Here is a 13,164-nt window from a genome sequence, read left to right as displayed (position 1 = left end):
CAGTCCCCTCTATTCTGGAATTACCCTGAAAAATCTTTCATTCAGGCGGCCAACCAAGGCTTCCGCTTGACGCTGGAAGTCAAATTCTGGAACGACTCCCCGTTCCACACTGTCAGGAATTCCCGCGAACGCCACGACATATACTGCACTGCGAGTTCGAGAAACTACAATGTATTTTGATGCACCATTGGCGCCCTCTCCATAAACTGAGCGAGAGAAATCAGACCAGTCATGCTCAGACCGGGACTGAACTGACACCAACTCATCCTCCACCGCGCCAAGTCGCTGCGTCAGAATCTCTGTGGCTGTCTGATCACGATCTTGCTCCGGGTCGTAGATCACCGCGTCGAAATCAAAGTCAAACACCCACTGTGCGGTAGATCCGTACTGCGGTGTCACATCAAATCTGCACTCCCCTGTCACCATCCTAAGGGTATCACTGTCATATTCGGGATTCTGAGCACTATCCGAATGATCCGCAGACAGAGTGTTCTGGATTTCAATATCTGATATCTCCATCAGATAATCAGAACAAAGATCCAGCGCCCCCGATTCCAAATCCTCACGCGGCTGAGCTGGCTGAACTGCCACCGGAACTTCTTCGTCATCAGAGGAGATCCCAGATGCCGCCGTGGTGAGCAGCAAATTCAGAACGCTGATGATCGCACCGAAGACACCGAAAGCTGCTACTGTCCCGCAACCGAAGACGGCAACCGCAGCTCGCCAGCCGCGTAGGCCCTTCTTCCGAACTAGCTCCTTCGTGTCATCCACGACTATCGGCTGCCTCCAACTGAGCGACCACGTTTGGGTGCTGCAACGGACGCGTGAAACCCACGATGTCCGAACGGTTGGGGTCATCGTACTCGCGCACAGCGATCGGGCCACAGTTGGTGCACCAGGCCTCCACCATCAGACCGTCCCCGATCACCATTCCCATGTGACCGGGCCCCGGTGGTTCACCTGCACGCGTCACGTCGAAGAACACCAGGTCACCTGGTTGTTCCTCGCCGATGGGAATCTCCGGGCCGAAACTCCACTGGTCCTGCGAGACACGGGGAATGGTGACCCCGATGCTCTCGTAGGCCTTCATCGTGAGTCCCGAGCAGTCGTAACCGGTCGGCCCCGTGCCACCCCAGATGTAGGGCTTTCCCCGCTGGTCGAGCGCCCAGTCGATCACGGCCTGGGTCAGCTCGTCCGGGGCCCGACCGATCGGGAGTCCCTCGGTGTCCAGCTCGCACAGCACCGCCGTGCGAATGGAGTTGGACGTGTCGAATGCACCGTCGGCGTACCGGTCGGCCCACTCCATCACGTCGTCCACGTACCACCAGGCGTGGTTGTAGCCGAAGATCGCCTGTCGGACGTCGTCCTGCAGGCCGTGTGCGATCAGGTAGTCGGCGGCCGCCGGGATCGCGTCGCCCGGATCATAGACGTTGACGATGCCGTCGCCGTTGCCGTCGAGTCCGTACCCGCCGTCCGGCCGGTCGCCGACCGCCTGGATCGGCTCGCCGCCCCAGCTGTTACCGGCGGCGGATCCGTCCAACGCTCCGAACTGCATGGGACCCGCCGCACCCCAGTCGTTGTGTCCCTCAGTGATTCCCGGCCCCTCCCACCGGCCGTGGTGGGACTCGACCTGACCGACTCCGGCGAGGATGTTCCACGGAATCCCCCGGTCCGCTCCGGCCTCCCTGTACAGCTCCAGGTAGTTCTCCGGAATGGAGTCCATGGCGTAGCCGCTGGCACCGGGTTGCTCAGCGTCGGCGTTGGGCCCGCAGGCGAGTCCGTTCGCCAGGTAGCTGCTGATCTGCTGTGTCGAGTTGGTGATCAGCGGAACCATGAACATGGTCAGGAAGATCATGAGGGCGACCATGATCGCGGCCGTCATGCCGACCCACATGCCCGTAGCGCCTGAGTCGGAGGTGGTCGTGGGGGTGGGGGTGAAACGGGGGAACAAGGGCTACTCCTCCCCGAACTGTCCTACGTCGGCGGGTTGGAAGTCGAAGACCAGCCAGGAGCCGCCTTCTCGAACAACGGTCACTGCGAACTCGCCGAGATTCTCGTCGAACTGTGCGTCACCGGTCTCGGTGATGGACTGCGCCGTCACCACGAAGGTGACGGAGTCCTCTCCGAAGGTACGGATCCGGTCGATCTCGGCACGTCCCTCGGCCACAGCCTCGGCTTCTGACATCTCCTCCCAGAAGGCACCGACCCTGCTGGTGTCGGCCAGCACCTCGGCGTACTCGTCGGTGGCCAGCTCCTCCATGGCACCGAAGTAGGTCTCCGGGGACTGGGAGTAGTCGATGGTTCCGTAAGCCTCGGAGAACTCCCTCGCCGTGGCACCGGCCACCCGGAGTTCGTCCTCCTCGAACGGGAACCACGTGAGGACGTCGACGTCGTCCTCCTCCGTCGTGGTGATCGGGCTCGGCTCGACCGTGGACAGGCCGTCGAGCGACGAGTCGTCACCTGACCCGTTCTCGCCGGACCGCGCCTCCTCGGGGGCTGCCGCGGGCTCCTCGGTGTCATCGTCACCTCCGCCGAATCCGCCGAGGGTGAGATAGAGGCCGAACGCGACCAGGACCACGATCAGGCCGATGAAGACCAGCCGCTGGGCGCGTTCGGACAGAGAGTTGGGCATCGCTCGGAGCCTTCGTACGTCAGTCGTCGTTCAGCCAGAAGGGGACGTCACGCTTGCGATCCCTGGTCCTGGAGGCACTGGTCTCTCCCCAGAACGGGGTGATGGGTGCGTCATTCTTGCGCTTGCCGGAGCCGGTCAGCCATCCGCCGTCCCCGTCGCCTCGGCCTCCGCCTCCGCTCTGAGGAGCCGGGCGGGCGGGGCGCTGCGGCGCAGGTCGTTCCCGTCGCTCCCTGGGCGCTCCCCAGCGGGAGCCCCGGCTGCCGAAGCTGCCCTTCGCCGGGGTGTCCTCCCGGCCGTTGAAGATCCCCCGTCCCGTACTGGGTTCCGGTCGTTCGGCACTGGCGGCACGCCCGTCAGCGGCGGGAGCCCCTCCGCCGAACAGAGAGCCGCCGCCCCCGTTGTCACGGCGGTCGGTGGAAGCTCGGCCACCGGAGTCCGTTCCGAACACCGAGGACCAACCGCTGTCTCCGGTACCGGTGTAGCCGCCGGTCGGCCGGGGCGGGATCGAGCCGCCACCACTGAGGCTCGGTGCCTGCTCACTGCTCCGCGCGGTGTTCTCCGGACGCTGGCCACCGCCGGAGGAGGCGGAGCCGGACCTGTGCACGTTGAGCGGAGGAGCCGTCCGCTCACCACGCACACGCCCGTAGCCCGCGGCTCCGCGTGCCCGGACACCATCCCCCCGGATCGGAGCCCCCTCGCCGGAGGCTTCCTCCCCGGTTCCGGTTCCTGCCTCCGCCACACCGTTCTGCGCACCAGGTGCTCCACCGCCCGCAGGGACCCCGGAGGCAGCAGCGGCGATCTGCGGAGCCCTCCGCAGCCCCCACGCCTGGGCCTTGAGGTTGGCCATCGGGGGCAGTACCACGGCGCTCTTGCTGAGGGCCTGGCTCTGCGCGACGTCGTTGACGATGCGCGAGGTGAAGGTGTTGGCGTTGACTGAGGTGAAGAGGTAGGCGAAGGGCTTGCGGTAGACGAAGAGAGCGACGGTGAACAGGGCCAGCAGGATCATCTGCAGTCCCCATCCGAGCGTGCTCGACATGACCATCCCGTAGCACATCACGAGCAGGGAGATCAGGAGCACGATGAAGATCTGCTTGAGCAGGAAGCCGACCATCAGTTCCACCCACCTCAGCATGACCATGCGGCCGTAACCGGGGTGGATACCGATGAGCAGGAAGATCGGTGCGAGCAGGAACAGGAGCAGGAAGGCGATCTTCAACACGATCAGCGCCACGGAACCCGCAAGAATCAACCCACCTGCGAAAAACGCTGCGAAGAGCGCAAGCGTAGCAACACCCAGTCGACTTCCCTGATCTTCACCAGAAAAAAGCGGATAAACACTTGGGTACGTCGACTCAATGTCCGCAGCAATGGCTTCGTAGGATTCCTGTTTCTCCGAGACAAGTTCCGCTGGGTCAACTTGTCCGTCAGCGATCTGCTGCTGCTCGATTCGGCTGATTCCCTGTGCCACAATCAGGTCGGAGGCATGATCGATGGAGGCATCCTCTGCCAACCCGTCGTTGCCGAACTGCCCCGCCACCCACGGCTGGCAGACCAGGCTCGACCACAGCATGTCGGCGTTCCGACGGACCTGGAAGTCCGCCTCGGACTCCCACTCCGCCCGCTCCGGTGCCTCAGCCCCGGCCGGACATGTGCCCGAACCTCCTCCGTACGGCACCTGGCCCACTGTGCTGGTCACCAACTGGCTTCCGGAGTTCACCAGTCCGCTGGCCATACCCATGATCTGCGCCGGGTTCACCAGGATCCACATGCCGAGCGCGACCGCGCCCACCATCCACACCGTGGACTCGATGGTGAGCGTGACGCGCTTCCGAACCAGCCCGTACCACCCGAGCCAGATGGCGCCGAGGATGACGACCGTCGGGATGAGCGGGCGCCAGATACCCTCCCGCAGGGTGACGACGACGTTCTCCACCAGCTCGTTGAAGCTCGCCAGCAGACCGTCCGAGGTGGCCGCCTGGTAGACGGTGATCGTCGACTGGTTGATGGTCTTGGACAGGTCCCACGCCGTGTTGGCCAGCGTGGCCTGGGCCCCGTTGGAGATGCCGTCAACGCATGACTCGGTGATCATGTGCCACTGGGTTCCGGCCGTCCCGTACTGCCCGTACATACTCGCGTCGGGCGGAAGACCGTCCGGTGCACCCTCAATAGCCGACTGAGATCGGGGCGGAACCAGCAGACCGTCCGATCCGCTCCCCGCGGCCTCCGGCAGCGGCGCGGGCTCGCCGGGGCACAGCGTGTTCGCCTGCGCCGTCGTCGCCGGAATCACGACGAACCCGACCATCAGCAGGAACATCATCAGTAGGCGTCGCCATCCGCGCCGTCGGACGTGCTGATGCGTCATCTGCTGGCTCCTGCGTCGTGGTTCGGGCCGAGGGTCGATGGCAGACACGGTGACTCCGCCCGCGCGCATGCCGTAGCGAGACCGCGCACGGGCACAGCCCCCCGCATGTCCTTACCCCATCCTCTATGGTGCTTCATCGGTGGCTCGGAAGATGAGTGCAACGCGTCGTGATTTCCGGTTCCTACCGACACGCCACCCCACCGGGCCGGTGCGAAGCAACACAACACCCGCGTTTGCGCAGGTAACAGACATCAACGGACTTCCAGAACACCCATAAACCACCAGGCCACAATTTAGTACCCCAGCCACGAGTATGAGCGGCGTCACATCCACTTTCGCAAGCAAAAGTGGACATACATCCATCAATCGGACTGACGCCCACTGCTCGGCCCGGCTTCCGAAGTACCCACAGTCCCTATTGCCGCCCGGCCGAAAACCCCCAGCCCCGGCCGCGCGTCCCACCGGGGGGGCGGCCCCCGCCTCCGACCCCGGAGACCCCACCGTGCCGCCGCAGCCACCCCCACCGCCCTACTCCCCCGATCCGACGGAGCCCGGTGACCAGCGCCCGGGCCGGGATGGACCGCGGGCTCCAGGTCGAGCGGGCGCGGGGTGAGTTCGACGTGTCGGCGGGCGAACGCTCCGGGTATCCGGACACGATGCTCCTCCTGGCGGCCGACGGCTGGGCACCGACCTTCGCCTACGCGGACCACCGCAGCGGCAGGGTGTCGGTCGGGTACGAGGACGAGGAGGGCCGCGAGGTCATCGTCGTCACCCGGGCGGCCCCCGATTCCGGAGCTCCCGGCTCCGCGGGCTCCGGGGCTTCCGGGGACGACGGTCCGCCCCGCCACGACTGCGTGCCCGATCCCGGTCCCGTGAGCTGCGAGGAGTTCGGCGGGGACGGCGACGCCCTCGCGCTCGCCGGGCGGATCACCGGAGGTCCCCACCCGTGACCGCCGGAACAACGGCGCCCCCGATGACCGCAACCGGTCAGCTCCCGGCACCGCGGAGACGCCCGGGGCAGCCCGACTTACAGTGAGATGGACGCAGATGTCGGTAACCCGCGCCGTAATCCGGGGCGGTGAGCCCTTCTCGGATAGATTGGCCTGCGCATCGTCCCCCGCCCCCAGAAGGGATGCCCCCTATGTCGTCCGACGGTCGTTCCTCCGTGGGCCGCTACGAACTGCGGGAGCGGCTCGGCGCGGGCGGGATGGGAACGGTGTGGCGCGCCTGGGACCCCGCCCTCCAACGCGACGTGGCCGTCAAGGAGGTCCTGCTCCCCGAGGGCATGGACCCGCACGCCCGTGCGGAGGCGCACGCGCGCAGTATGCGTGAGGCCCAGGCGACCGCCCGGATCCACAGCACGGCCGTGGTCGCCGTCCACGACGTGCTCGACGACGGCGAGAGCCCCTGGATCGTCATGGAACTGCTCTCCGGGTCCTCGCTCCAGCAGCACCTGGACGCGCACGGCCCCATGACGGTGACCCGGGTCGAGGAGGTCGCCCGGTCGCTCCTGGGCGGACTGCGCGCGGCCCACGCCGCGGGCGTCACCCACCGGGACATCAAGCCCGCGAACATCATGCTCACCGCCGACGACCGGACCGTGCTGACGGACTTCGGCATCGCGAACGTGGACGGCAGCACGGCGCTCACCCAGACCGGCGTGTACATCGGCTCCCCCGAGTACATGGCCCCCGAGCGGTTCGAGGGCGAGCGCGCGCTGCCCGCGTCCGACCTGTGGAGCCTGGGCGTCACCCTGTACTCGCTGCTGGAGGGGCGCACCCCGTTCAAGCGGGACAGCATCACGGGGATCATCAGCGCCGTCCTGACCGCTCCGCTGCCGCCGCGGCTGTCCGCCCCCGACACCGGTGACCGCTCCGCGAGCGCGCCGCTGCACGCGTTGATCGCCGCACTGCTGAACCGCGACCCGGCGGAGCGTCCCACTCCCGCCGAGGCACTCGGCGTGCTGGACCGGGAGAGAGCGGCCCGGGAGGAGCGAGCCGCCGAAACCGACGACGCGCACGCACCCGCGGACGGCCCCCAGCCGCCCGTGAACGGTTCCCAGGCTCCCCCGAGCGGCCCCCAGCACCCCGTGAGCGGCCCGCAGGCGCCCGTGCACGGGCCGACGGGCGGACAGCCCGCCCAGGCCCCCTCGGGGCCGCACCGGCCGGACACCGGCGGCCAGGCTCAGCACCACACACCCCGTCCGCACGCCCCGGGCCCGCGCACGCCGCACCAGTCCGCGCCGGTCCAGCGGGCCTCCGGCCCGAACACGCCCGCCACCTCGGCCGGCCACCCATCCGCCCAGCCGCCCAGCGGCCCGCAGTGGGCGCACCAGGGACCCGACGGCCCCCGGCCGGGGGCGCACGGGCCGGGAGGCGACCCGACGGCCGCGACGGCGCGGTTCGGTCCCGGATCCGCTCCCGTCGCGCACACGGGCCGCCTCGTCGGCCAGCCGCCGCAGGTCGGCGCACGGCCGCCCGTCGGAGCCGGCCGGGCCGCGTGGAACGGGAACCGGCCCGACGCGCCCAAGCCCGCGTCGGTGGTCACCGCCGCGGTCATGCTGGGGCTGAACGCGCTCTACCTCATGGTGCTCACGGCCCTGTTCGCCGCTGAGGCGGTCAACGGCTCGGAGGATTACGCGTGGGGCACGGTGCTGCTGATCGGCGCCTGGGGGGTGTTCTCGGCGTTCGCGGGTACGGGCCTGATGACGCGGTCGCGCCTCCTGTACGGCGCCGTGATGATCGTGCAGGTCGTGGTGTCGGTACTGCTGACGTACACGATGTTCCACGTGCTGATCTACGCACTCGGCCAGTTCGTCTGGTACGCGCTGATCCTGGTGTTCAACCTGGTGATCGGCGGGCTGCTGCTGATCCCGCCCAGGGCGCGCGCGTTCTTCGGGTTCGGCCCCGACGCGTCCTGAGCGCGGCCGTACTCCCGGACGCGGACACGCCCGCCCGCTACCAGTTGAGGACCGTCAGCCCACCGAGTTCGTCGAGGGCGATCCGCCCCTCCTCCGCGAGGATCCGCACCATCTCGTCCGCCTCGGAGACACTGACGTACCGACCTCTGGACCTGGACTCCCGGGGCTCGGGTGTCTCCATCCACAGCCGCGGCCCGGCGTGCCACATCATCTGCACGCACGAGTCGTCGCGGGCGACGAAGACCGCGAAGCTGTCCGGGGCGGGGGTGAGCTGGTGGACGAGGGCGCGGGCGGCGGCCGTCTCCATCGGTTCGGCGACGTCGACCGAGCCGATGCCGTCCTGGGACGTGTCCTGGTAGCTGACGTCGACCATGCCGTCCCCGGTCGACGCGGCGTCCTCCTCCGGCCAGACGCCGCCGACCGCCCAGCGGCTGAGCGGCTCCTCCACGCGTTCGCGGGGCAGGGCGCGTCCGGTCTCGCGCACCCGGAGCACGTCGAAGGCGCGCTCGATCACGACCGTCTCCCCCCGGTCACTGGTCACCGTCACCGTGAAGTCCTGGGGCAGCCAGGGCAGCACCATGCGGGCGAGTTCGCGGACGGTCACCCGTCCCTCGTAGTGGGTGACCCACGCGGGCGTCGCGTAGGGGCTCGGGTTGGTGTAGGCGGCCTCGACCAACGGTTCCCCGTGGATGTCGGCTCCCGGATGGGCGGCACGGCGTCCCCAGCGGCGCCAGCGGCCGTCCATCTCGACCGTGAGCGCGTCGTCGGAGTCACCGTTCCAGGCGACGGTGAGGCCGTGCGCGCGGAGTGTCTCGGCGATCTCCTCGCCGACGGCGGCGCGGCGGACCTCGTGGACGGCGGTGAAACCGAGCCGGAGCGCGCCCTTCTCCGCCGCCGGCCCGGTCTCCCGGGCGTGGTAGTAGACGTAGCCGCGGATCGCGGAACCCGCGTCCGTGTCGTGGGCGGCGACCTCCGAGCGGAGCGCGTCGCGGGCGCAGCCGCCGCAGCAGGTGAAGTCCTCGCGGGCGAGGATTCCGGACTCGTCGAGGGCGCGGAAGGCACGGGTGAGCCGATCGCCGTCGGTACGGACGGGCCAGCGGCGCTGCTTCTGGGCGTGCTCCGCCATGGCGTCGTCGATGGCCGCCGCGAGTGCGGTACGGACCGCCGCCCCCGGCTCCTCCGGGGCTTCCGGGCCCTCCTGACCGGTGTCCGGCCCGGAGGGGCGGGCGAGGTCCTCGACGGCCCTGCGGTAGATCTCGACGAATCCGCCCCTCCCGTACACCACGTCGGCGATCGCGTCACGGCGGGCGGCGGCGAGGGGCTGGGAGACTTCACTCATGCGCCCAATCTGTCAGATTCGGCGGGCACTCGCGTCACGGCCCCCGGAGCGCGGCCGACCGGCTCCGGCCACTCCGGGGCGACACCGGCCGTGAGGGCGTGGCCGGCCAGCAGCCGGACCCGTTCGTCGCGGACGCGCCGGGCGGCCTCGGCGGTGGCGGTCAGCGCGCCGAGGTCGGCGGGACGGGTGTCGAGGAAGGCGGCCGAGGCGAGGTGCTCGGTGTACTCGGCGGTGGAGTCGAGTGCCTCCTGGCACTGCTCCCACTCGCGGTGCGCGGCGACCGCGCGCTCGACCATCCGCCCGTACTCGGTGATCTCCTCGACCCGGGCCCGGACGGCGGCGTCGACGGTGTTCAGGTGCTCGCGCTGGGGTTTGAGGGCCTCCCGGACGCGGGGGGAGGCCGCGCGCTGCCAGCGGCGCAGGTGGGCGCGGCGCAGTTCGCGCTGGCGGACCAGGAGCGTGGCGATCCGCCACTCCTGGTCGCGCAGCACCGCGAGCGCGCGGTCGGTGTCCAGGGAGTCTCCGCCGCCGAGTTCGCGCCGGGCGGAGGCGACCCGGTCGATGGTGCGCTGGACGGCCGCCAGGTGGGCGTGGGCGTGGTCGCCGACGTCCTCGGGGAGGACGACCAGGCCCTCGTGGTCGTCGGGGGTCCGGCTGACCCGCGCGGTGGCGGCGTCGGCCCCGATGAGGGAGACGAAGACGCCGAGTACGAGCCAGGGCACGGCGGCGATCCCGTCGGGCGCCGCCATGACCATGGCGGGGGTGGCGACGACGGTGCCCGCCCCGGCCGTCGCGCCCATCACCCGTGTCACGGGGTGGGTGTCCTCGATACAGACGAGCACGAGCACCTGGGCCAGGAGGATCACGATGGTGATGACCAGGCCCAGGGGCCAGCCTCCGGCGGCCGTCGCGAGGGCGGTCGTGAATCCGGCGGCGAGCACCTGGACGGCGCCCTCGCGCACGCGGACGGGGCGGGTGACGATCTCCCCGTTGGCGCGGCGCGGGGGCGGCTGCGGGGTCCGGCTCTCCCGCGCGATCCGCTCGCGCAGGACGTCGGGGAGGGTGGGGTCGACAACGGGGCGCGGCACGTCCTCACTCATGGGCGGTCCCTCGTGAGTGGTGGGTCTCGGTCGGGGTGCGGAGTCGGTGCGCCGGGACGGGAAAACCCGACAGAGTAGGTCATCCCCACCCCGGACGGACCCCGAACCTGGTGCCGCCAATCCCCTTTGCGGCGACTTGTCCGTTCCTACCGCGAACGCACCCGGGTGAGCGTGGACGTGCGGGAACGTCCGTCAGCGTCGGTCCGCCACCTCCTGGCCGGAGGCGGACACGAGGTCGTCGCCCTCGGCGGGCCGCTGTCGGGTGGGGTTGGTGTCGAGCCAGCGCAGGAGGTTCTCCGAGACCAGGTCGACGCCGATCCGGCCCGCCCGGCCGTCGAGGTCCCGGAACAGGCACTCGCCGTTGCCGAGGTTGCGCAGCACCGCGAGGTGGTCCTCGGTGGGCTCGACGCCCATCAGGGACATGACGCTCTCCACCTCGTACCGCTCGCTGGAGCGGAACGCGAACACCGAGGACAGGCAGTTGGTGACCTGTTCGTTGAGCAGGTCACCGGCGTTCTGGGAGACGAGGATGAGGGCGGTGTTGCGGGAGCGGCCCATGCGGGAGACCTCCGGGACGAGCTTGGCGCCCTCCGGGGTGGAGGTGACCGCCCAGGCCTCGTCGAGGAAGATCGCCTTGGGCAGGTGGCGGTCCAGACCGTTCATCAGGCGGCGCGCGAACTGGGAGACCAGGTAGAGCAGCGCGACGGACAGGCGCTGCTCGTAGGAGTAGTCGTCGCGGCCCACACCGGAGTCGGGGAGGGTGAGTCCGCCCAGGGTGAAGACGGTCGTCCACCCCTCCGTGTCGATCCGGGCGTCGCCCTGGGGGTCGAAGCACAGGCTGGCCAGGCGCATCTCCGACATCGACTGCAGGACCGCGCCCAGGTTGCGGGAGGCGGCGCCCGGCGAGGAGACGAGGTGGTCGACGACCTTGGCCAGGGACGGGCGCGGCTGGTTGGCGACGGCCGCCACGGCCTGGATCATCGCCGACTCGCGCTCCTCGCTCATGCGCGGCAGGAGGAGGCGGAGGGTCTCGGTGGCCATGGTCTTGCGGGAGGGCAGGTCGTCGCCGAACGCGAAGGGGTCGAGCAGGCCCGGCTGGGCGGACCCCAGGGACATGACGCGGGCCTTGCGCCCCCGCCGCTGGAGGAGTTCGACGAGGGACTCGGCGTCGCCCTTGGGGTCGATGGCGGCGACGGTGACCCCGCGCAGGGCGAGCTGGTAGATGAGCAGGAGGGCGAGGGTGGTCTTGCCGCCGCCGGGCTCGCCGGTGATGGCGATGGCGGTGGGGCGGTTGCGGGCCGCGGCGACCATGGGGTCGAAGTGGACGATGGAGCGGGCGCGGCCGATGCTCTCGCCGATGTAGGGGCCCACCCAGCCGCCGCCGGAGTGGTCGACCCGGTCGCCGACGTCGACGGTGGCGGTGGGCATGCCGCCCGCGATGGTGCGCAGGGGCTGGCGCTGGGCGTAGGCGCCCAGGCGGATGCGGTCGCCGGGCAGCGCCTCGTTGAACAGGGCGAACTGGTCCCCGGTGGAGTTGATGACGTCGATGCCGATGTCGCGGTAGTGCTCGATGACCGCCTCGACGTGCTGGCCGAGGAGGCGTTCGGTGGGCGCGGAGACCATGAGCCGGTGCCAGCCGTAGACGAACGGCAGGCGCTCCTTGGTGATGCCGTGCTCCAGCATCCGGGCGGCGTCGATCTGCTCGGCCAGGGCGATGGGGGCCTCGACCCCGGCCTCGCGGATGTGGGCGTCCATGTCGCGGGCGTGCGCCAGCTTGCGGCCGACGTCCTTGCTGGCCTTGGCGGGCGGGATGAGCTTCATCCGCAGGGACATCTCGACGGGGAAGGGCAGGGCGTCGGCGTGGTGCATCCAGGGTTCGCCGTCCGGGAAGGGCATGAGGTCCGGGAAGCGGGCGAAGGACAGGTAGGCGACGTGGGTGGACCCCGCGGGCTGTTCGAGGCGCAGGGACGAGCGGCCGTTGTGCACGACTCCGTCGACGAGCGCCTCGATCTCGCCGCGGCCCCACGTGCGGCGCCCGACCGCGGAGGGGCGGATCTCCTCGACGGTGCCGCTGACGGCGTGGCGGACGAGCCAGGCGATCTCGTCGGAGGTGGCGTGGCGGGCGTGCAGCGAGCTGGCGGCGAGGGCTCGGCCGAGGCGTTCGGACTGATCGGTCCAGCGGGCGATCTCCCGGTCGTCGACGGCGTCGTCGGTGATGCCGAGGACCTGTTCGGTGCGCTGGTAGGCGCCCAGGAGCTGGGCGAAGAGGCCGAGGCCGCCCCCGGCGTTGCGCGGCCCCAGGCGGACGCCGAGGTAGACCTCCTTGGTCCAGAAGTCCTTGGCCCAGACGTGGCGGTACATCTCGTCGAGGTAGTCGTACCAGCCGGGGCCGGAGTCGGCGGTGCCGTCCAGGCGGGTGGCCCAGGCGGCGGCCGGGTAGGTGCGGTGGGCGACGCGGAGGTGGACCTCGGCGTCGTTCATCCGGATGGCGGCGAGCGCGATGGTGATGTTGGTGGCGAGTGCCTGGCGCTCCTCAGGGGTGGTGAACTCGTAGGACACCGTCGGCAGGCGGAAGTAGGCCCAGGCCTCGCTGTCGCTGAACAGCACGCGGTCGTCGAAGTAGCGGACCGCGAGGCGGGTCGCGCCCCGGGTTCCCCTGGTGCCGGTCATCTGGTTGCCCTTCTGGTCGCGTCGCGGCGGGGCGTGCCCGATCCGGGGCCGCCCCCGGGCCTCCCGCCTGTGCCACCCCCCATAGTGCTGCATCGTCTGGGGGCAGAGAAGTGGACGGTGTTCCGGCGTGCCCGAATCGCC

9 protein-coding genes are annotated in these 13,164 nt (G+C 69.8%); 2 read left to right on the top strand and 7 right to left on the bottom strand.

What is annotated here, in order from left to right; all coding sequences use genetic code 11:
- Window positions 1-9: 9 nt before the first annotated feature.
- The 4 genes from ACTVAJ_RS08610 to ACTVAJ_RS08595 form a co-directional block, all read right to left on the bottom strand.
- Window positions 10-771 (bottom strand): hypothetical protein, encoded by a 762-nt coding sequence (locus ACTVAJ_RS08610; protein WP_470387545.1) that lies wholly within the window; start codon window positions 769-771, stop codon window positions 10-12.
- Window positions 764-1,882: a C40 family peptidase gene (locus ACTVAJ_RS08605; RefSeq protein WP_470387871.1), complete on the bottom strand. Its 1,119-nt coding sequence runs from the start codon at window positions 1,880-1,882 to the stop codon at window positions 764-766. Before ACTVAJ_RS08605 ends, ACTVAJ_RS08610 begins: the two co-directional genes overlap by 8 nt.
- Window positions 1,883-1,954: 72 nt before the next feature.
- The gene (locus ACTVAJ_RS08600; protein ID WP_470387544.1) at window positions 1,955-2,632 is read right to left on the bottom strand and encodes a hypothetical protein; all 678 of its coding nucleotides are present in this window, start codon (window positions 2,630-2,632) and stop codon (window positions 1,955-1,957) included.
- Window positions 2,633-2,651: 19 nt separating this feature from the next.
- Window positions 2,652-4,994, bottom strand: a complete 2,343-nt coding sequence (locus tag ACTVAJ_RS08595; RefSeq protein WP_470387543.1) for a type IV secretion system protein — start codon at window positions 4,992-4,994, stop codon at window positions 2,652-2,654.
- A gap of 554 nt (window positions 4,995-5,548) precedes the next feature.
- Here ACTVAJ_RS08595 and ACTVAJ_RS08590 point away from each other — a divergent pair.
- Window positions 5,549-5,944, top strand: coding sequence for a hypothetical protein (locus tag ACTVAJ_RS08590; protein WP_470387542.1), 396 nt, complete (start codon window positions 5,549-5,551; stop codon window positions 5,942-5,944).
- 191 nt (window positions 5,945-6,135) lie between these two features.
- Window positions 6,136-7,914, top strand: a complete 1,779-nt coding sequence (locus tag ACTVAJ_RS08585) for a serine/threonine-protein kinase (RefSeq protein WP_470387541.1) — start codon at window positions 6,136-6,138, stop codon at window positions 7,912-7,914.
- Between the two features lie 37 nt (window positions 7,915-7,951).
- Here ACTVAJ_RS08585 and ACTVAJ_RS08580 read toward each other — a convergent pair whose 3' ends face one another.
- The 3 genes from ACTVAJ_RS08580 to ACTVAJ_RS08570 all read right to left on the bottom strand — a co-directional run bounded on the left by ACTVAJ_RS08580 (window position 7,952) and on the right by ACTVAJ_RS08570 (window position 13,023).
- Window positions 7,952-9,253, bottom strand: coding sequence for a DUF6891 domain-containing protein (locus ACTVAJ_RS08580; protein ID WP_470387540.1), 1,302 nt, complete (start codon window positions 9,251-9,253; stop codon window positions 7,952-7,954).
- Window positions 9,250-10,353, bottom strand: a complete 1,104-nt coding sequence (locus ACTVAJ_RS08575; RefSeq protein WP_470387539.1) for a hypothetical protein — start codon at window positions 10,351-10,353, stop codon at window positions 9,250-9,252. Before ACTVAJ_RS08575 ends, ACTVAJ_RS08580 begins: the two co-directional genes overlap by 4 nt.
- A 192-nt stretch (window positions 10,354-10,545) precedes the next feature.
- On the bottom strand, window positions 10,546-13,023 hold the full coding sequence (locus ACTVAJ_RS08570) for an ATP-binding protein (protein ID WP_470387538.1): 2,478 nt from the start codon (window positions 13,021-13,023) through the stop codon (window positions 10,546-10,548).
- Between the last annotated feature and the right edge of the window lie 141 nt (window positions 13,024-13,164).

The sequence above is a fragment of the Nocardiopsis sp. KDC1DS13DA1 genome (assembly GCF_055632325.1).
The sequence above is the reverse complement of the archived record's forward strand: the minus strand, read 5'-3'. Positions and strand labels throughout refer to the sequence as shown.